The sequence below is a fragment of the Gilliamella sp. B2889 genome (assembly GCF_026536885.1).
In the GTDB taxonomy this organism is placed as follows: domain Bacteria; phylum Pseudomonadota; class Gammaproteobacteria; order Enterobacterales; family Orbaceae; genus Gilliamella; species Gilliamella apicola_E.
Genome location: NZ_JAFNNF010000002.1, coordinates 290,376 through 311,085 on the forward strand (window position 1 = coordinate 290,376; position 20,710 = coordinate 311,085).

At 37.4% G+C, this 20,710-nt stretch carries 18 protein-coding genes and 1 tRNA gene; 13 read left to right on the top strand and 6 right to left on the bottom strand.

Annotation, left to right across the window (positions count from 1 at the left end):
• Window positions 1–12 precede the first annotated feature (12 nt).
• The 9 genes from trpCF (at window position 13) to truB (ending at window position 9,912) form a co-directional block, all read left to right on the top strand.
• Window positions 13–1,395 carry a bifunctional indole-3-glycerol-phosphate synthase TrpC/phosphoribosylanthranilate isomerase TrpF gene (trpCF, locus tag J3U09_RS04265; RefSeq protein WP_324170052.1) on the top strand — a complete coding sequence of 461 codons (1,383 nt, stop codon included), beginning with the start codon at window positions 13–15 and terminating at the stop codon, window positions 1,393–1,395.
• Window positions 1,396–1,418: 23 nt separating this feature from the next.
• Entirely contained in the window at window positions 1,419–2,612 is a 1,194-nt protein-coding gene (trpB, locus tag J3U09_RS04270) for a tryptophan synthase subunit beta (RefSeq protein WP_065563375.1), read from the top strand.
• Window positions 2,609–3,415 (top strand): tryptophan synthase subunit alpha, encoded by an 807-nt coding sequence (gene trpA, locus J3U09_RS04275; protein ID WP_267331031.1) that lies wholly within the window; start codon window positions 2,609–2,611, stop codon window positions 3,413–3,415. The genes trpB and trpA overlap by 4 nt, the downstream gene beginning before the upstream one ends.
• Before the next feature lie 218 nt (window positions 3,416–3,633).
• Window positions 3,634–3,710, top strand: a tRNA-Met gene (locus J3U09_RS04280).
• Between the two features lie 185 nt (window positions 3,711–3,895).
• Entirely contained in the window at window positions 3,896–4,357 is a 462-nt protein-coding gene (rimP, locus tag J3U09_RS04285) for a ribosome maturation factor RimP (RefSeq protein WP_065563377.1), read from the top strand.
• 16 nt (window positions 4,358–4,373) lie between these two features.
• Window positions 4,374–5,849: a transcription termination factor NusA gene (nusA, locus tag J3U09_RS04290; RefSeq protein WP_065563378.1), complete on the top strand. Its 1,476-nt coding sequence runs from the start codon at window positions 4,374–4,376 to the stop codon at window positions 5,847–5,849.
• Between the two features lie 17 nt (window positions 5,850–5,866).
• Window positions 5,867–8,515, top strand: coding sequence for a translation initiation factor IF-2 (gene infB, locus J3U09_RS04295; protein WP_267357241.1), 2,649 nt, complete (start codon window positions 5,867–5,869; stop codon window positions 8,513–8,515).
• A gap of 64 nt (window positions 8,516–8,579) precedes the next feature.
• A complete protein-coding gene (gene rbfA / locus J3U09_RS04300; protein WP_065559531.1) occupies window positions 8,580–8,957 on the top strand; it encodes a 30S ribosome-binding factor RbfA in 378 nt (125 codons plus the stop codon).
• 67 nt (window positions 8,958–9,024) lie between these two features.
• Entirely contained in the window at window positions 9,025–9,912 is an 888-nt protein-coding gene (gene truB, locus J3U09_RS04305; protein ID WP_416380040.1) for a tRNA pseudouridine(55) synthase TruB, read from the top strand.
• Window positions 9,913–9,937: 25 nt separating this feature from the next.
• Here truB and J3U09_RS04310 read toward each other — a convergent pair whose 3' ends face one another.
• Window positions 9,938–10,984, bottom strand: a complete 1,047-nt coding sequence (locus J3U09_RS04310) for a LacI family DNA-binding transcriptional regulator (protein ID WP_081299551.1) — start codon at window positions 10,982–10,984, stop codon at window positions 9,938–9,940.
• 174 nt (window positions 10,985–11,158) lie between these two features.
• Between J3U09_RS04310 and J3U09_RS04315 the strand changes: the two genes are divergently transcribed.
• The 3 genes from J3U09_RS04315 to dnaB are packed head-to-tail and all read left to right on the top strand — an operon-like array spanning window position 11,159 to window position 14,405.
• Window positions 11,159–12,166 carry an aspartate-semialdehyde dehydrogenase gene (locus J3U09_RS04315; protein ID WP_267357245.1) on the top strand — a complete coding sequence of 336 codons (1,008 nt, stop codon included), beginning with the start codon at window positions 11,159–11,161 and terminating at the stop codon, window positions 12,164–12,166.
• Window positions 12,153–12,944, top strand: coding sequence for a tRNA pseudouridine(38-40) synthase TruA (gene truA, locus J3U09_RS04320; RefSeq protein ID WP_267353053.1), 792 nt, complete (start codon window positions 12,153–12,155; stop codon window positions 12,942–12,944). Before J3U09_RS04315 ends, truA begins: the two co-directional genes overlap by 14 nt.
• A gap of 33 nt (window positions 12,945–12,977) precedes the next feature.
• The gene (gene dnaB, locus J3U09_RS04325; RefSeq protein WP_267362479.1) at window positions 12,978–14,405 is read left to right on the top strand and encodes a replicative DNA helicase; all 1,428 of its coding nucleotides are present in this window, start codon (window positions 12,978–12,980) and stop codon (window positions 14,403–14,405) included.
• A gap of 35 nt (window positions 14,406–14,440) precedes the next feature.
• Here dnaB and J3U09_RS04330 read toward each other — a convergent pair whose 3' ends face one another.
• The 4 genes from J3U09_RS04330 to J3U09_RS04345 are packed head-to-tail and all read right to left on the bottom strand — an operon-like array spanning window position 14,441 to window position 17,939.
• Window positions 14,441–15,271 (bottom strand): metal ABC transporter permease, encoded by an 831-nt coding sequence (locus J3U09_RS04330; RefSeq protein ID WP_324169849.1) that lies wholly within the window; start codon window positions 15,269–15,271, stop codon window positions 14,441–14,443.
• Window positions 15,268–16,122 (bottom strand): metal ABC transporter permease, encoded by an 855-nt coding sequence (locus J3U09_RS04335; protein ID WP_220225774.1) that lies wholly within the window; start codon window positions 16,120–16,122, stop codon window positions 15,268–15,270. Before J3U09_RS04335 ends, J3U09_RS04330 begins: the two co-directional genes overlap by 4 nt.
• On the bottom strand, window positions 16,123–17,019 hold the full coding sequence (locus J3U09_RS04340) for a manganese/iron ABC transporter ATP-binding protein (protein ID WP_267357247.1): 897 nt from the start codon (window positions 17,017–17,019) through the stop codon (window positions 16,123–16,125).
• The gene (locus J3U09_RS04345; RefSeq protein ID WP_267357249.1) at window positions 17,019–17,939 is read right to left on the bottom strand and encodes a metal ABC transporter substrate-binding protein; all 921 of its coding nucleotides are present in this window, start codon (window positions 17,937–17,939) and stop codon (window positions 17,019–17,021) included. The genes J3U09_RS04340 and J3U09_RS04345 overlap by 1 nt, the downstream gene beginning before the upstream one ends.
• Window positions 17,940–18,269: 330 nt before the next feature.
• On the opposite strand from J3U09_RS04345, the gene J3U09_RS04350 reads away from it, so the two are divergent.
• Entirely contained in the window at window positions 18,270–19,190 is a 921-nt protein-coding gene (locus tag J3U09_RS04350) for an L-lactate dehydrogenase (protein ID WP_267357251.1), read from the top strand.
• A gap of 242 nt (window positions 19,191–19,432) precedes the next feature.
• Here the strand turns inward: J3U09_RS04350 and J3U09_RS04355 are convergent, their stop codons facing one another.
• Window positions 19,433–20,293, bottom strand: coding sequence for a hypothetical protein (locus J3U09_RS04355; RefSeq protein WP_267357253.1), 861 nt, complete (start codon window positions 20,291–20,293; stop codon window positions 19,433–19,435).
• Window positions 20,294–20,710 lie beyond the last annotated feature (417 nt).

A 20,710-nucleotide genomic window follows, 5' to 3' on the forward strand; every position in this document is an offset into this window, starting at 1 on the left:
GTGGAGAATAAGATGGCAATTGCAGCATTAACTGAAAATGTTGAAATGGCAACGGTCTTAAAAAAGATCATTGAAGATAAACAGCTATGGCTTGCCGAGCAACAAATTAAAAATCCACTGGCTAATTTTAAAAATAAAGTTGTACCTAGTGATCGTGATTTTTACCAAGCGTTAAATCAACCGAAAACGGTATTTATTTTAGAATGTAAAAAAGCATCGCCATCCAAGGGATTAATTCGAGATGATTTTGACCCAGCAAGTATAGCCAAAGTTTACAAAGATTATGCTTCGGCAATCTCAGTTTTAACTGACGAAAAATACTTTCAAGGTCGTTTTGAGTTTTTACCAATAGTACGTAATGAAGTCACCCAACCCGTACTTTGCAAAGACTTTATTATTGATGAATATCAGATTTACTTAGCACGTTATTATCAGGCTGATGCCATCTTGTTAATGTTATCGGTAGTCAATGATGATGAATATCGCCACTTAAGCCAAGTTGCTCACCAACTTAATATGGGGGTACTGACGGAAGCTAGTACCGAACAAGAAGTTGAACGAGCTATCAAACTTGGCGCTAAAGTGATTGGTATTAATAACCGTAATTTACGCGATCTGTCGGTTGATCTCAATCGGGTAAAAACTTTATCAAAAACAATCCCTGATGATCGAATCATTATTAGTGAATCAGGTATTTATACGCACAATCAAGTTAAAGATCTTAGCCATTATGCTAACGGTTTTTTAATTGGTAGTGCACTTATGTCTGAGCCAAACTTAACCTTAGCTATCCGTAAAGTAATGCTAGGTGAAAATAAAGTTTGTGGCTTAACCCAACCACAGGATGCAATAACCGTCTACCAAGCTGGTACGGTTTATGGTGGATTAATTTTTGTGCCTAAATCACCAAGATATATAACACCGACTAAAGCGCGTAGTGTTATCGCATCAGCACCCTTGAATTGGGTTGGTGTTTTTAAAGATAGTGATATAGATGAAGTATGCGAAATAGCTAAACAACTATCTCTTTATGCAGTGCAATTGCATGGTCATGAGGATGATAACTATATCAAAACACTTCGCCAAAAATTACCCTCAACCTGTCAGATCTGGAAAGCGTTAAGTATTAGCGATAACATCCCAAATCATGATAACCCACTAGTATCACGTTACATATTTGATAATGGTGCTGGTGGAACAGGTAAAAGTTTTGATTGGTCACTTTTACGTGACAAAGATTTAAGTAATGTCATTTTGGCTGGTGGTATTAATCCGCAAAATGTGAGTGAGGCGCTCACTACCGATGTTATTGGTGTTGACCTTAATTCGGGCGTTGAAGTTTCACCAGGAATTAAAGATAAACAAAAAATCAAATTAGTATTTGAACAAATTTAACTGATTACATTAAAGGAATGGTTATGTCTAAATTAAATCCTTATTTTGGCAAATTTGGTGGTCAATATGTGCCACAAATATTGATGCCAGTGCTTGAACAACTTGAGGATGCTTTTATATCGGCGATACACGATCCAAGTTTTCAAAAAGAATTTAACGATCTTTTGGTTAACTACGCTGGTCGCCCGACAGCATTAACACTGTGTAAAAATCTTACCGCAGGGACCAAAACAAAACTATATCTAAAACGTGAAGATTTAGTTCACGGTGGTGCGCATAAAACTAATCAAGTATTAGGCCAAGCATTACTCGCTAAAAGAATGGGTAAAACTGAAATTATTGCCGAAACTGGCGCAGGTCAGCATGGCGTTGCTTCAGCATTGGCGTGTGCATTATTGGGTTTAAAATGCCGAATATATATGGGGGCTAAAGATGTTAAACGCCAAGCTCCGAACGTATTTAGAATGCGACTCATGGGGGCAACAGTTATTCCGGTTGAAACCGGCTCTGCAACCTTAAAAGATGCTTGTAATGAAGCATTGCGAGATTGGTCTGGTAGTTACGAAACCGCTCACTATATGTTAGGTACCGCTGCTGGACCGCACCCATTCCCAACCATAGTGCGTGAATTCCAACAAATAATTAGCCGTGAAGCGAAACAACAAATTTTGGAAAAAGAGGGTCGATTACCTGATGCTGTCATCGCTTGTGTTGGTGGCGGTTCAAACGCAATTGGGATGTTTGCTAATTTTATTGATGATAAGTCAGTAAAATTAATTGGGGTTGAACCAGGAGGCCATGGCATCGAAAGTGGCGAACATGGTGCATCACTTAAACATGGTAAACTCGGTATTTACTTCGGTATGAAAGCCCCAATGATGCAAACCGAAGAAGGCCAAATTGAAGAGTCTTATTCGATTTCTGCAGGCCTTGATTTTCCAGCTGTTGGACCTCAACACGCTTATTTAGATAGTATTGGTCGGGCAGATTATGTCTCTATCACTGATGATGAAGCGCTTGAAGCGTTTCAGGCCTTATCACGCAATGAAGGAATTATTCCGGCTTTAGAGTCATCTCATGCCTTAGCCTATGCACTTAAGATGATTAAAGAAAATCCAAACAAAGAGCAACTATTAATTGTCAATTTATCAGGTCGTGGCGATAAAGATATTTTTACGGTTTACGATGTATTAAAAGCAAAAGGAGAAATAGAATGAGCCGTTATCAAAAACTGTTTGACCGCTTAACAGTCGAAAAACGAGGTGCATTTGTTCCTTTTGTTCCAGTTGGTGATCCTAATCCACAGCTTTCCTATCAAATTATTCAAACAATGATTGATGCAGGGGCTGATGCGTTAGAACTAGGCATTCCTTTTTCTGACCCAATGGCAGATGGTCCAACTATACAAAATGCTAATATTCGTGCTTTTAATGGTGGCATAACCGTTGCAAAATGCTTCGAAATCTTAACCAAAATCCGCGAAAACAATCCTGATATTCCAGTTGGATTATTAATCTATGCCAATTTAGTATTTAAAAATGGTATTGATAACTTCTATGCGAAGTGCGCTAAAGCAGGGGTGGATTCAGTATTAATTGCTGATTTACCTGTAGAGTATGCCGAAGAGTTTACGGGTGCTGCTGAAAAACATGGCATCGCACCAATATTTATCTGTCCACCTAATGCGGACGATGAAGTGATTAAAAATATTGCTAAACGAGGCAAAGGTTATACTTACTTAGTATCACGAGCAGGAGTAACCGGTACAGAAAACCGTGCTAATAAACCACTCACTCATTTACTCGAAAAACTAACTGAATTTAAAGCACCACCAGCAATTCAAGGTTTTGGTATTTCAGAACCCGCTCAAGTTAGTGAAGCAATTAAATCGGGTGCAGCGGGAGCTATTGCTGGATCGGCGACTGTTAAAATCATTGAAAACAATCTTAATAATCCAGACAAAATGCTGAGTGAATTAACAACTTTCGTTAAAACCATGAAAGCAGCAACGCAAAAGTAACATCAACCAATGATTAATCCGCTGAATATTAGGCGGATTAATTCACTTGAAAAACGAATAATTATACATATATAAAACCCAACTATAGATTAATCATAATTGTTCACCAGTTAAAAATCATAGCCCCTTAGTTTCAATAACTTTAAGCTTTTTGTGAATTCTGATATGATTTTGGGTTGCAATTTTTACAAAATACAGTATAATCTTCAGCCATCTATCGCGGGGTGGAGCAGCTTGGTAGCTCGTCGGGCTCATAACCCGAAGGTCGTTGGTTCAAATCCAGCCCCCGCAACCACTTAAATTTTCATTCATATTAATCTATCCTATTTTTATTGTCTGAAAGTTCGAATCAAGTGGCTTCATTATATTATGTTTTATATGTAGCCTCGCTTGTCGGGGTTTTTTTATATGATTTAAACGTTAGTTTAAAAGGAATGTTGGGCTTTATGCCCTTTTTTATTTTCTGCAGTGGAGGTTTGTTTGGCTAATTTAGAACAGCAATTGACCGAAATCATCCAAGAGCCTGTTAATGCACTTGGCTTTGAGCTAGTTGGGGTTGAATACATTCGTGGTCGTTACCCAGTTTTGCGCGTATATATTGATAGTGAAAATGGTATTACCGTTGATGATTGTGCTGATGTTAGTCGACAAATTAGTGCGGTACTTGATGTAGAAGACCCAATTAAGGATGCTTACAATCTTGAGGTCTCCTCACCAGGTATGGATCGACCTTTGTTTACGCTTGAACATTACCAACGTTTTATTGGTGAAGAAGTCACAATAAGTTTGCGTATTCCTGTTGCCAATCGCCGCAAGTGGAAAGGAAAGATTAAATCCATTGATAATGAAATGATTACATTAATCGTGGATGAAAATGATGAAGTGTTTGCTTTTAGTAATATACAAAAAGCGAACATTGTACCTAATTTTAACCTTAAATAGAGTACGGGTGTAAAGGATGAATAAAGAAATTTTAGCTGTTGTTGAAGCGGTATCTAATGAAAAGGCACTTACACGTGACAAAATTTTCGAAGCGCTAGAAACCGCGTTAGCAACGGCCACTAAAAAGAAACATACTGTTGATATAGATGTTGTCGTAAAAATTGACCACAAAACGGGTGATTATGATACGTTCCGCCGTTGGTTAGTGGTTAATGAAGTGACTCAACCTACTAAAGAAATCACATTGGAAGCAGCTCAATTTGAAGATCCTAATGTAAAAGTAGGTGACTATGTTGAAGAACAAATTGAATCAGTCGCATTCGACCGCATTACAACACAAACAGCTAAACAAGTCATCGTTCAAAAAGTACGCGAAGCTGAGCGAGCTATGGTTATTGACATGTTTAGAAACCGAATTGGTGATATCGTAACGGGTATTGTTAAAAAGACCAACCGTGATAGTGTTATCCTTGATTTAGGTAATAACGCTGATGCAATGATGTCTCGCCATGATATGTTACCACGTGAAAACTTCAGAATTGGTGACCGTGTTCGAGGTATTTTATATCTTGTAGAACAAGATAATAAACCAGCACAGCTCTGTGTTAGTCGTTCAAATCCTGAAATGATGGAAGAACTATTCCGTATAGAAGTACCTGAAATCGGCGAAGAGATGATCGACATCAAAGGTGTTGCTCGTGATCCAGGTTCTCGCGCTAAAATTGCTGTTAGCAGTAATGACCGCCGTATTGACCCTGTTGGTGCATGTGTCGGCATGCGAGGTGCTCGCGTTCAAGCTGTTTCGAATGAATTTGGTGGTGAACGTATTGATATTGTTTTATGGGATGATAACCCAGCTCAATATGTTATTAATGCTATGGCACCAGCCGATGTAGTATCTATCGTAGTTGATGAAGACAAACACACTATGGATGTTGCCGTTAATGCCGATACCTTACCGCAAGCTATCGGCCGTAATGGACAAAATATCCGTTTAGCATCACAACTTACTGGTTGGACGTTAAACGTCATGAGTACTGAAGATCTTCAAGAAAAACACCAAGCAGAATCTTTCGCAGCAATCAATAACCTAATGAAACATTTAGATATTGAAGAAGATCTTGCACAACTTTTAGTTGAAGAAGGATTTACTTCACTTGAAGAGCTTGCTTATGTACCAGTAGATGAGTTACTTGAAATTGAAGAACTTGATGAAGAATTGGTTGATGCATTAAGAAATCGAGCAAAAGATGCCTTAACGACTATCGCACTTGCTCACAGTGGTGATAAACGACCTGCACAAGATCTATTAGATCTACCAGGTATGACACAAGAATTAGCCTATCAATTAGCACAACAAGATATTGTGACTCTAGAAGATTTAGCTGAACAAGGTACAGATGATCTTACAGACATTGAAGGTTTAACAAGCAAACAAGCTGGCGATTTTATTATGGCTGCCCGTAATATTTGTTGGTTTGCAAATGAATAATTGAGGGAAAGTTATACATGACCAAAGTATCAATCGAAACACTGGCTCAAGAAATAAATACACCAGTGCAAACACTTTTGCAACAGTTTGCTGATGCCGGAATGAAAAAGACTGCATCAGATACTGTTACTCAAAAGGAAAAAGAAGCTTTGCTTGCGCATTTAAAACCTCAGCAAGGCCCAACAAAATTAACTTTACAACGTAAAACACATTCAACACTAAATGTGTCAAGCGGTGGTGGCAAAAGTAAAGAAATCAAAGTTGAAGTTCGTAAAAAACGCACTATCGTAAAACAAGATCCTGCTGAATTAGAGAAAGCGCGTCTTGAAGCGGAACAAAAAGCGAAACAAGAAGCTGAATTGAAAGCACGTAAAGAGGCTGAAGAAAAAGCTAAACAAGAGGCTCAAGAGCAGAAGAAACGCGAAGAAGCCGAAGCTAAAAAACGCAATCAAGAACAAAAAGCGAAAGTTGCTCAAGAACAAGCAGCTGATCCAAAAGTGAAAAAAGCGCAAGAAGAAAAAGCTCGCTTAGAAGCCGAAGCAAACGAAATCAAGCGTAAAGCGGAAGAAGAAAACCGTCGTAAACTTGAAGAAGAAGCCAAACGCATGGCGGAAGAAGCGCGCAAACTTGCTGAACAATATAGCGATAGTGATGAAACAGATAACAGTGATGATGATGACTATCATGTCACTACATCTAAATATGCTCGTGCAGCTGAAGATGATACCGACCGTGAAGTTGAAGGTGGTCGTGGTCGTGGACGCGGTAGCAAACAGACTAAACAGAAAAAATCGAGCAAATTATCAGAAGGTAAAGCAGAACGTGAAGAAGCGCGTGCCGTAACGCGTAGTAGCCACAAGAAGAAAGGCAAAAGTACTTTACAACAAAGCTTTACTAAACCAGTACAAGCAATTAACCGCGATGTGGTTATTGGTGAAACCATTACTGTTGCCGAACTTGCTAACAAAATGGCAGTAAAAGGTTCAGAAGTAATCAAAACCATGATGAAAATGGGTGCAATGGCAACCATCAATCAGGTTATCGACCAAGAAACCGCTCAACTTGTTGCTGAAGAAATGGGACACAAAGTGGTACTTCGTCGTGAAAACGAACTTGAAGAATCACTAATGAGCGACCGTGATACTGGTGCAGAAAAAGTTTCTCGCGCACCTGTTGTGACTATCATGGGCCATGTTGACCATGGTAAAACCTCACTACTTGACTATATTCGTAAAGCAAAAGTTGCTTCAGGCGAAGCTGGTGGTATTACTCAGCACATCGGTGCTTACCATGTTAAAACCTCAAGCGGAGAAATCACATTCTTAGATACTCCAGGCCATGCTGCATTTACATCAATGCGTGCTCGTGGTGCTAAAGCAACCGACATCGTGGTATTAGTTGTTGCAGCTGATGATGGTGTGATGCCACAAACTATTGAGGCGATTCAACATGCGAAAGCGGCAAATGTACCAATTGTTGTTGCAGTAAACAAAATTGATAAGCCAGAAGCCGATCCGGAACGTGTCAAAGGTGAACTTGCTCAATATGGCGTGATGTCAGAAGATTGGGGCGGTGATACTCAGTTCGTTCATGTTTCAGCAAAAGCTGGTACGGGAATTGACCAACTACTTGAAGCGATTTTATTACAAGCAGAAGTACTTGAACTTACTGCTTATGAATCAGGTATGGCTAGCGGTGTCGTTATCGAATCATTCCTTGATAAAGGTCGTGGTTCTGTTGCTACAGTACTTGTTCAATCAGGTACCTTACGTAAAGGTGATATCGTATTATGTGGATTTGAATATGGTCGTATTCGTGCAATGCGCAACGAATTAGGTAAAGAAGTTACCGAAGCGGGCCCATCAATTCCGGTTGAGATTTTAGGTCTTTCAGGTGTACCGTCAGCAGGTGATGAAGCAACAGTTGTACGTGATGAAAAGAAAGCTCGTGAAGTTGCCTTATATCGTCAAGGTAAATTCCGTGATGTTAAACTTGCACGTCAACAAAAAGCGAAACTTGAAAACATGTTTACTAACATGACTGAAGGTGACGTATCTGAACTTAATATCGTCCTTAAAGCTGACGTACAAGGTTCGGTTGAAGCAATTTCTGATTCATTACTTAAACTATCAACAGATGAAGTTAAAGTTAAAATCATTGGTTCAGGCGTAGGTGGTATCACCGAAACTGATGCATCACTTGCAGCAGCATCTAATGCTATTATCCTTGGTTTTAATGTTCGTGCCGATGCTTCAGCGCGTAAAGTTGTTGAAGCTGAAAACTTAGATTTACGTTACTATTCAGTTATTTATGACTTAATTGATGAAGTTAAACAAGCCATGAGCGGTATGCTTGCTCCAGAATACAAGCAAGAAATTATTGGTCTTGCTGAAGTGCGTGATGTATTTAAATCACCTAAATTTGGTGCAATCGCTGGTTGTATGGTAACTGAAGGCGTAGTTAAACGTCATAACCCAATTCGTGTATTACGTGATAACGTGGTTATCTATGAAGGCGAACTTGAATCATTACGTCGCTTCAAAGATGACGTTAACGAAGTTCGTAACGGCATGGAGTGTGGTATTGGTGTTCGTAACTACAATGATGTTCGCGTTGGCGATACTATCGAAGTCTTTGAAACTGTCGAAATCCAGCGTACTATTTAGTTAATACGCTAAATAAGCAAGGTTTTTATAAACCTTGCTTATTCACATTTTAAGGAAAATAGATATGGCAAAAGCATTTAATCGATCATCTCGGGTCGGACACGAATTACAAAAAGAGATTGCGATTATTTTACAGCGTGAAATCAAAGATCCACGTTTAGGCATGGTAACGGTTTCGGGTGTAGATATTTCACGTGATCTCTCTTATGCAAAAGTGTTTGTAACGTTTTTAAATGATGATGATCCACAAGTTATCGAGCAAGGATTGACTGTCTTAAATGATGCTAAAGGGTATATTCGAACACTCATTGGTAAAGCAATGCGTTTACGAATTATTCCTGAAATTAAATTCTTTTATGATGAATCACTTGTTAAAGGTATGCAGATGTCTAGTCTAGTATCTGATGTTATTAAACAAGATAACGAACGTCATAAAGATTAATAATAAAATTGCTCAATATTGTAAAAAATATTGAGGAGTGTGATCCGTTTCAAATAAAATATCGATGATGAATATAAAAAAAACTCGCCGTGATGTTCACGGCGTTTTGTTATTAGACAAACCACAAGGCATGACATCAAATGATGCCTTACAAAAAGTGAAAAGATTATTCAACGCAAAAAAAGCAGGGCATACTGGCGCGCTAGATCCATTAGCCACTGGAATGTTACCTATCTGTTTTGGTGAAGCGACGAAATTTTCACAATACTTATTAGATTCTGACAAACGCTATCGCGTGATCGCCAAATTGGGTGAACGTACCGATACGTCTGATGCGGATGGTCAAATAATTTCTACTAGATCGGTTAATATCACTCAATCACAAATCGACGAAGCATTAACTCATTTTCGCGGCGATATTTTACAAGTTCCAACCATGTTTTCGGCTTTAAAATATCAAGGCAAACCACTTTATGAATATGCTCGCCAAGGTATTGTTATAGAGCGAGAAGCTAGACCCATTACAATTTATGACAACCAGTTTATCCAATACGATTCAACTAAGCACGAATTAACCTTAGAAATCCATTGTTCAAAAGGGACTTATATTCGTACCATTATTGATGATTTAGGTGAATTACTTGGCTGTGGTGCACATGTAATTTATTTAAGACGTCTACAAGTATCAAATTATCCTATCGATAATATGATCACCCTAGATGAATTGCAAAATGAACCATTGCTTATGCCAGTCGATAGCCCACTACAAGACCGCCCTAAAGTGGTATTAAGTGAAAGCCAAGGTAAAGACATTTTATTAGGTAGAACCGTAATTGTTGAAAACAGTGTAAGTGTTGAAACATTAGTCAGAATTTATCAAGGCCAACAATTTATTGGTGCAGGAACTCAAATCCTTAATAAATTGTCACCTAAAAGATTAATTTCAACATCCTAATTAAATCGTTAATCAATTTAAAATATTAGCAATTAGTAAAAAACATTTCGGTATCAATAGTATGGCATTGTGATAATGATGTCATATTATGTTCAAGAAGATCACATAACAATTGTGCTGATTTACATCCCATTTTGTATAAAGGCTTATTGACTCTACTCAATTGATCTAATTCATTATATTGAAGATCATTGGTATGGCTAATATAAGTAATTGCAAGCGGATGTAGTAATTGTGATTGGCTCTTTTTGACTTGGTGTAATGCGCCAAAAAGTGAACGATAATTCGATAAATAATTTTGCGTATGATAGCAATCATAACAAGAGAGACTACTCAAATCCTCAAAAATAACGGCTGTCGGCGGCTTATTGCTTTGAAGTAGTGTCTTAATGGCATCTCGCCCATGTTCATACGTAAGGCAACCTTGAATGACATAATCACTATCGATCGGCATATTGATTCGTTGAAAAGCCTGTTGATAGCCTTGCAAGAAAAATGAGGAGTTAGTATTTTTATCGCTATTAATAAAAATTGCGATCTTATTATGCCCCTGCTCAATTAAATGCTGAGTGGTTTGATATCCAATTGTCAGATGATCGAAATGAACACAGGTAAAATTCTTCTTAAAATGATTAACAAATACAATTGGTGGTAATGAATTTTTATAACTATATAGCTGGGTAAGGTAGGGAGCTTGATTTATAATGATAATGCCAATAAAACAATTCTGCTTAATATATTGAATTAAATAATAGAGATCATTTTTAACCTTATAAGGAAATTGTAAATAAAACAGTTGAAACCCAGCTTCATGTAAAACTTGCTCAATACCAAAATTGATTAAGCTTTTAGAGATAAGCTGATTATCAACAACTAAAATTTTATTGCTTTCATGAACGGGTTGATAATCTTTTAAATTTTTTGATAGATCAACATTTAAAGCCTTCATCGCCTGATAAACAAGAAATTGAGTTTGTGGAGATGTTAGGTTGGGTGTTCTTAATACTCTTGATACAGATGCGATTGAAACCTTTGCCTCTTTCGCTATCATTGATAATGAGATCTTCGCCATAATTATAAATTTAGTTAAATATAAAATTACTTTAACGAGGATTATTAAAATTGTAATCAACTAAAATTCAATTTTTCGAGCAAGATTCCAAAATTTTAAAAATATCTTTTTTCCAAAATCTTTAACAATAAAGTGGTATAATTGCCATTAAATACTTTAATTCGGGTTTATCATATGTCTGCATGGAATATCGCCATTGTTGGTGCGACAGGACAAGTAGGTTCTGCGCTAATTGAGTTATTAAATGACTCAAAAACTATTGAAATTGAAAATCTCTATTTAGTCGGTAGCGATAACAGCGCTGGCGAAGTAATTCGTTTTGCCGGTAAAAATTTAACCGTCATTGATAGTGAGCAAATGGATTGGAGCCAATGCCATTTTGCCTTTTTTGTTGCAGGTACTAAAACTAGCGAAAAATATGCTCAAACAGCTGCTCAAGCAGGCTGTATCGTTATTGATGCGAGCGGATTTTTTGCTGATCAAGACCATATCCCATTAATTGTACCTAAAGTAAATAACAGCGTATTAACCGAATATCGCAATGAAAATATCATTGCTGTTGCAAGCCCAACCGTATCTCAATTATTACGTTGCGTTGCATCACTAACCGATATTCAATTACTGACTAATCTTCATTTAACCAGCTTTATTCCTTCATCATTATATGGCAAGCCAGGTGTGGATGAACTGGCAGGACAAAGCGCTAGATTACTCAATGGAATGCCAGTTGATAACGAGCTATTTGACAATCAACTTGCCTTTAACTTATTACCGCTTTCGCATGAGTCTGATCACCAAAGTTTAGGTGAACACACTCAAATTAACCAAATTCGTAAAGTGATAAGTAATTATGATTTACCTATCTCAATTGAATCCGTTATTGTGCCGGTATTTTATGGACTAGCTCAAGCGGTGAATGTTTCCTGTAGCTTACCCATTGAATTAGACATGGCTCGTTTTAGTGAATTTGGCGTTGAAGTAAAAAGTGAAGATTTACCAACCCCAGTAACCGAAGTCAATACCGAAGGTGAAAAGAACTTAACCATTAAACTCGCTAATTTACGACACAGCTATGGAAATTATGAACAAATTCAATTTTGGTCAGTAGCAGATAATATCCGTTACTTAGGTGGACTAATGTTAATCGAGACACTTGAGATCCTGATTAATGACTACCTCTAAAATTGCATTAGGTATCGAATATGATGGTAGTGGCTATTTTGGTTGGCAACGACAACAGCACGTTGACTCTATTCAAGAAAGATTAGAATCGGCTTTGTCTGTCATAGCTAACGAGCCAATAGCCGTATTTTGTGCAGGACGAACCGACGCTGGTGTACATGCCACAGGGCAAGTAATTCATTTTGAAACCAACGCTCAGCGCGGTGAGGCAGCATGGACAATGGGCGTAAACTCTCATCTTCCTGACAATATCGCTGTACGGTGGTCAAAAAGTGTGGATGACAGTTTTCATGCTAGATTTAGCGCAACTGCTCGACGTTACCGATATGTGATTTATAATCATCGTTATCGTCCAGCAATTTTGGCCAAAGGCGTAACGCATTATTATCTGCCATTAAATGAAGAACTGATGCACCAAGCGGGGCAATATTTATTAGGTGAAAATGATTTCTCATCATTTAGAGCTGCGCAGTGTCAATCGCGAACGCCCTGGCGTAATATTCATCATATTCAAGTTACAAGACAGGGTGAATATGTTATTGTCGATATCAAAGCAAATGCCTTTGTACATCATATGGTACGCAATATTGTCGGAAGTTTGTTAGAGGTTGGTGCAGGTAATCAACCACCACAATGGATTGATGAGCTATTAAAAGCGAAAGATCGTACTCAAGCTGCAGCAACCGCGAAACCTGAAGGTTTATATTTGGTTCAGGTAGATTATCCATTAGAATATCAAATTCCTGATTGCGCTTTAGGGCCATTATTTATAAAGTAAGCAAATTAGCTATAGATTAAATTAAATAAAAAGATGAATGCAATGAATACTGATGATTCAAATAAAGAACTCAAAAATCAAGACGCAAAAAAATCAAAAGTACAAAATATAAAATTACCACCTCACTCAATCGAGGCAGAACAAGCTGTGCTTGGTAGCCTAATGCTGGATAATCAGCGTTGGGATGTTGTTGCTGAAATGATTACCGACCGTGATTTTTATTCTCGTCATCACCAACTCATATTTTCAGAAATGCATACCTTAGTCAGTCGTGGTACCCCGATTGACTTAATCACTTTGTCTGAAAGCTTAGAAAGTAAAGACTTACTTGTTGATGTGGGGGGATTTGCTTATTTAGCTGAGTTATCGAAAAACACACCAAGCGCCATTAACGTAGTGGCCTATACCGATATTATCCGCCAGCAAGCGATATTGCGGGAACTGATTAGTGCTTCAAATGAAATTGCTGATAACTGTTACTCAACTGAAGGCCGAGACAGTACCGAAATTTTAGACTTAGCTGAAAGCAAAATCTTCCAAATTGCCGAAAGCCGTACTAAGCAGGGTGAAGGACCGAAAAATATTACCGATGTGCTAGAAGCTACTGTCGCAAAAATTGAAGAGTTATTCCAGCGTCCACATGATGGCGTGACAGGGGTCTCAACCGGCTTCCTTGATTTAGATAAAAAAACCGCAGGATTACAGCGTTCAGACTTAATTATTATTGCAGCTCGTCCATCAATGGGTAAAACCACATTTGCGATGAACCTTTGTGAAAACGCCGCTATGATGCAAGATAAGCCGGTACTAATCTTTAGTTTAGAAATGCCATCAGAACAGATTATGATGCGTATGCTGGCCTCGTTATCACGTGTTGATCAGACTCGTATTCGTACAGGCCAACTACAAGATGATGATTGGGCAAGAATATCGAGCACCATGGGACTTTTACTTGAAAAGAAAAACATCTACATTGATGACTCATCAGGATTAACCCCTATGGAGCTACGCTCACGAGCAAGACGAATTTACCGTGAACATAAAGGATTAAGTATGATCATGGTCGATTACTTACAGCTGATGCGAGTACCAAACATATCAGAAAACCGAACGCTTGAAATCGCCGAGATCTCACGCTCATTAAAAGCATTAGCCAAAGAGTTACAAATTCCGGTTGTTGCTCTTTCACAGCTAAACCGAAGCTTAGAACAACGCGCCGATAAACGACCTGTTAACTCCGACTTACGTGAATCAGGATCTATCGAACAAGATGCCGATGTAATTATGTTCATCTATCGTGACGAAGTATATAACGAAGCATCAGAACATAAAGGTATTGCCGAAATCATCTTAGGTAAACAGCGAAATGGTCCAATTGGTAAAGTACGCTTAACTTTCCAAGGTCAATTCTCAAGGTTTGATAATTACGCTGATGCGGGTAAATATTTGGATGACGAATAATTGAAGTATCGTAAATGTGAAAAACAATACTTCAATTAACGCCTTATTTTTTTATTAGCGTAGATCCGATAAAACTGGGCAAGAGTAAAAATCACTGCTTGTAAAATCACAATACAAGCACTGGTTGACGCATCTATATGAAAACTGATTAAAGTACCAGTTACTGTCGAAAATACCGATACAATTACTGCAATCACTAACATCTTTTCAAAACGTTTAGTCAATAAAAATGCGGTTATGCCCGGCGCAATTAACATCGCAATCACCAAAATAACACCTGCAGCTTTAAGTGATCCAACAATAGTCAATGCTAAAATACTTAATAAACCGTAATGTAATAATTTAACTGGCAAACCAACTACTCTTGCTTGTACGGGATCAAAACAATACAGCATTAAATCACGGCGTTTAATGATAACTAAAATCGAAACAATGCTTGCAATCGTAATAATTTGGATGAGTTCTTGATAGCTTGTTCCCAACACACTACCAAATAAAATATGATTCAAATGTTGCGACGTTTCCACTTTAGAAAACAGTACTAAACCAAAAGCAAACATTCCCGAAAAAACGATGCCCATTACAGTATCTTCCTTTATTCGACTGTTATCTTTAATGTAACCAGTGGCAACCGAACAAAATAACCCTGACGCAAATGCACCAATTATTAAAGGGATCCCAGCTAAATAAGCAAGTACAATACCGGGTAATACCGCGTGAGAAATAGCATCGCCCATCAATGACCAGCCTTTTAACACTAAAAAGCATGACAGTAGGGCGCAAACAATACCAGTAGCTAGCGCAGCTAGAATGGCACGTTGAACAAAAGGAATTGTAAGAGGATGATAGATAAGTTCCCATATCATACTGAACCTCCTTGTCTTGCTTGGCTGATTCGGCGTGAAATCAACCCTTGTCTTGGTGCAAATAAAAATGCAGCCAAAAAGACTAAAGTTTGTAATGTCACAATCACACCACCTGTTTCACCATTAAGGAAATAACTGATCCAAGCGCCAATTGCACTCGTCAGTGCACCGATGATAACTGAAATAATTAACAATCGTGAAAATCTATCGGTAAGTAAGTAAGCCGTCGCGCCAGGGGTTACTACCATCGCTATGACCAAGATTGCACCGACCGTTTGCAGTGCAGCAACAGTACAGGCACTTAAAATAGTAAAAAAAAGAATCTTTAACTGTAATGGTTTTAAGCCAATTGAACGAGCATGAGTTTCATCAAAAAAGACCACTAACAGATCCTTCCAAAAAAACAGTAGCAAAATCAGTGAAACTAAAATAATAATTTGCACTTGCCACATATCACTATCATCAATTCCCAAAATATTACCAAAAATAATAGTTTGCACATTAACAGAAGTTGGATTTAGTGAAATGATTAAAAGACCAATAGCAAAAAAGGTCGAAAAGATAAAACCAATAATGGCATCTTCTTTTAAACGAGTGAAAGCACGTACAATTGTTATTGATAAAGCCGCTAACAAACCGGTAAAAAAAGCGCCCACTGAATAAGGTAAGCCAAGCGCATAAGCACCCGCCACACCGGGCACTACTGAGTGCGAAAGAGCATCACCCATTAAAGACCAGCCTTTTAACATCAAAAACGCCGACAAAAATGCGCAAGCTGCACCAACAATACTACTTACCCAAATGGCTTTTAACATAAAGCCATAAGTAAAAGGTTCAAGAAGCAGTTCCATTTAGTGTTGCCTTTTAGTTTCAATAACGGTTGGTTCGACTAGAAAATCTTTGTGAGCCGAGTCATCATTGCCTTCACCATAAAATATAGCTGCCCTCTCATCATCAGTTAAAATAGACATTTTACGAGGATCTTCATCTTGGTGTAATTGCTCACCAGACAAGCTTAAATAACGTAGTGCGCCACCAAATGTCATCATCAAATTTTGTGGGGTAAATGTTGTTTTAGTTTCACCAAAAGCCAACACGGTTTGATTAATCAACACTACCTGATCACAAAACTCTGGCACACTACCTAAATTGTGGGTAGAAACTAAAATCAAATGGCCTTCATCACGAAGATCTTTAAGCAGATCGATAATGGCATTTTCGGTTTTCACATCAACGCCCGTAAATGGCTCGTCTAACAACAATACCTTACCTTGTTGAGCCAAAGCTCTAGCTAAAAAGACACGTTTTTTTTGACCGCCAGAAAGTTGACCAATCTGGCGATGCTTAAAATCCAACATATTGACTCGTTCTAGTGCCAGATCGACTTGTCTTTTATCTTCCTTACTTGGTATTCGTAAAAAAGACATATGACCATAACGCCCCATCATCACCACATCCGATACCAAAACCGGAAAATCCCAATCGACTTCTTCAGTTTGAGGAACATAGGCAATAATATTTTGCTTTAATGCTTGTTTTACCGAAATATCATTAAACGTCACTTGTCCTTTAGTGGGTTTTATCATCCCCATAATGCTTTTAAATAGTGTCGATTTCCCACTACCATTAACGCCGACAAGTGCACAGATAGTGCCACCATTCAAACGAAAACTCGCATCATGAATTGCTGTATGACCATTATTATAGGTCACGGTAATATCATCAACATTTAAGCAAATTTGAGTCATTATTTTTCGAATCCTTTAGCGATTGTTTCAACCGTCACTTTTAATAAATCGATATAAGTAGGAACAGGGCCATCTTTAGTAGAAAGTGAATCAACATACAAAACACCACCATAAGTAGCGCCAGTTTCTTTACTTACCTGCTTAGCAGGTTTATCAGAAATTGTACTCTCACTAAATAAAACAGGTATATTATTAGCACGTACTAAATCAATAAGATGCTTAACTTGTTTAGGTGTACCTTGTTGCTCGGCATTAATCGGCCAGAGATACGCCTCTTTAAGATTATAATCACGTGCTAAATAACTAAAAGCGCCTTCACTGGTCACTAACCAACGCTGTGATTCAGGGATCTTAGCTAAACGCTCACGAAGTGGGGCATCAAGCGCCTTAATTTTTGCCACATATTCTGCGGCATTCTTATTATATATTTCGGCGTTTTTCGAATCATATTTAACCAAAGCCGCACGAATATTTTCGACATAAGTTAAAGCAAGTGTTGGTGACATCCAAGCATGAGGATTTGGATTACCTTTATAGCTACCTTCTTGAATCGGCATTGGCTCAATGCCTTCTGTTACGACAACTGAAGGCACATCTTTAATATCTTCAAAAAAGCGCTCAAACCAAAGTTCTAAGTTTAAACCATTCCACAACACCAAATCGGCAGACAGTGCTTTATTAATATCTTGTGGTGTAGGATCGTATTCATGAATTTCGGCGCCAACTTTAGTGATTGACTCCACAACTGCGGCATCACCAGCCACGTTTTGGGCAATATCTTGTATAACAGTAAATGTGGTAACAACTTTAAATTTTTTCTCATCAGCTGATGATGAATTGGTCAGACCCGTCAAAACCAGTAGCGATGCTAAAATCGCATTTAATAATGTCTTACGGCTTTTAAAAAAATTGAATTTCATTGATTAATCCTTATTGTATACTATCTGTTCGAACTCAATCAAGTACAGAAAATAAGCTGTAGATAAACGATCAGAAATGTACGAAATCCTTTTCTAGATCACTCCCTATTACTTTAAAAATGCAAAAATGATATTTTAAATGTTAATGAGAATTATTATCATTAATAAAATAAAAGTCAAATTTTTTATTACTCAATATTAAACAAAAATACAAAAAAAGCGTAGCCAGATACATCTATTAGAACGATAGATAATGTAGTGTTAAACTGGAGATGATATCGCACTCCATCAAAAAAGTAGAATGACAACTTATAAATAACGAGGCTAAATATGAAACTACGTAAAGTAATGATTATTGGTGTAGGAAATGTCGGTTCAACCACCGCTTATACATTAGTCAATCGTGGATTTTGTGAAGAGATCGCACTAGTCGACCTTAATAAAGACTTAGCCTACGGTCACGCACAAGATCTACTCGATGCCGCCGCTTATCGCCAAAACATGATAAAAGTCAGTTTACGTGAATCGACGGACTGTGCTGATATCGATATAGCCATTATTACTGTCACCTCAGGACTGGCACAAAAAAGCAGGGCAGAAGAGCTGTCAGGCACATCTAAAATCATGGCTAATCTTATTCCCAACATGATGAAAAGCGGATTCAAAGGCATATTCCTAATTGCCACAAACCCGTGTGATGCAATTACTTATCAAGTCTGGAAACTATCTGGTTTACCTCGTCATCGCGTCATTGGTACAGGTGTTTGGCTCGATACAGTTCGCCTGCGACGACTACTCGGCGAACAAATGGATATTGGCCCACAAAGTATTGACGCCTTTATTGTTGGCGAACACGGAGACTCACAGTTTCCCGTCTGGTCTCACTCATCGGTTTATGGTATCAACCTCAATGATTTAGAAAACAAAAAAATCGACTTTAATGACATTGGATTAAAAGCTAAAAATAAAGGCTTCGAAATTGTCAAATACAAACACTGCACTGAATACGGCATTGCCAGCACGATTGCTGAAATTTGCCAACACATCTTCACCAACAGCCATCGAGCATTAGCATTAAGCTGTGTACTAGATGGTGAGTATGGGTATAAAGATGTCGCTATAGGGGTACCGGCAATTTTAGATCAGCATGGAATTAAAAAAGTGATACACCTTGACTTTAGCGATCACGAAAAACAGCTGTTTGATAAAAGTATCAATATAGTGAAGGGTTATATTCAACATATTAATTAATCTTATTAAAGTTTAATCTTATTGCATACTTTTTATCAGCCGATAAGCATTTTATCTGATTCTATTTAAAGCCGATTAATAAATCGGCTTCTTGTACAATTTGATTTTTGATGATTGGGTAAATTTACGTCATAAAAATGGTGTATAGTCATTGTTGCAATTAATATGCAATATTTTCTTACCACATTGAACACACTCAAAGAGATAACCAGTCAATGCGCCATCTTTGGATAATGACGTTCTTACTCCTCAATAAGATGAATTGTTTCCTGCAATTTTTTCAATTCAGCAGTACTTAGAAAATAATTAATAGAATTTTTAATATAATCAGCTATTTGTTTATATGTTTGTAAATTATCGGATATAGGATAACAGTCAATATAATGACTAAATGACACGATATCATCAATATCGGCAAACTGTTGCTTGGTAAGTTTATTCAAATATTGCTTTAAATTTTTAGTTTGACAGTTTACCGGAGAGGCTTGTAACCAAAACTGATTGTCATGAAACTGATAAGTTAAATCAATAGCTTTTTTATATTGATAGATATCGTCTTTTACCTCCGCTACATAGCCGAGTTCATAAACAGCGTCTAGTTTAATATGAAATAGCTGATCTTTAATCGTGGATGAAAAGTAAAATATGTGATCTTCATGTCCAGTTTTTCCCGCTACCATTAATTCATCTAGATATTTTCCATTTTTGTCAAAAGCATTAATTAATTTGATATCTTCGTTGAAACCTTCGCCTATACCATCAAAAGTAAAATCATAGAGTATGAATTTGATATCACCCATTTCAAAGCGGCCAATAGCTTTTAGATTTTTTAGCGTAAAATAGTTGTCGGTTTCAACAATAGGCTTATCATAATAGCTATAATCATCATCATCGAAATGGAAAAATTTGCTATCAACATATATTCCAGTGACGGTATTATAGCTATCAATAGGCATGGATAAAACAGGTAAACTTTGATAGAAGTCATCGAAGGAATCAAAATGCTTTCTATGATTAAATGAGTTATCATTGGCAAACACTACATGAGTGTTAAACAGAGTAAAAAATATCGCTAAACATAAAGTAGAAACTATTTTTTTCATTTTCCTATAAAATCCCTTTTTATTACTAAATATTTAGAATTTTTGCAGTCAGTATATTTCATGAAATAAGTTTTTCTTTCTGCAATGTTACATCTTCATAACTATTTAATTATGTAGATAAATTATGGCATTAGTTTTGACCAAAAATCCAGATTTATCTTATTGATCGAGACTAAAGCATTTAGCAATGGGATAATTTCGGCCAATCCTACATAAATGCACAAGGTTCATTGTGTTAACCATACTTCTTGCTGCTATGATGAATAACTTGGTGTTTTCAATATGAGCTCGTTACACCATGGATAGATATATTCAGGCTCTTTGTAAAGCGGTAAGTCATATTTTATTGAGCGAATTTTATGACATAAATCCCATCTTTTTTGACTGAAAATATCTAGTTGATAAGCGTTGGAATGA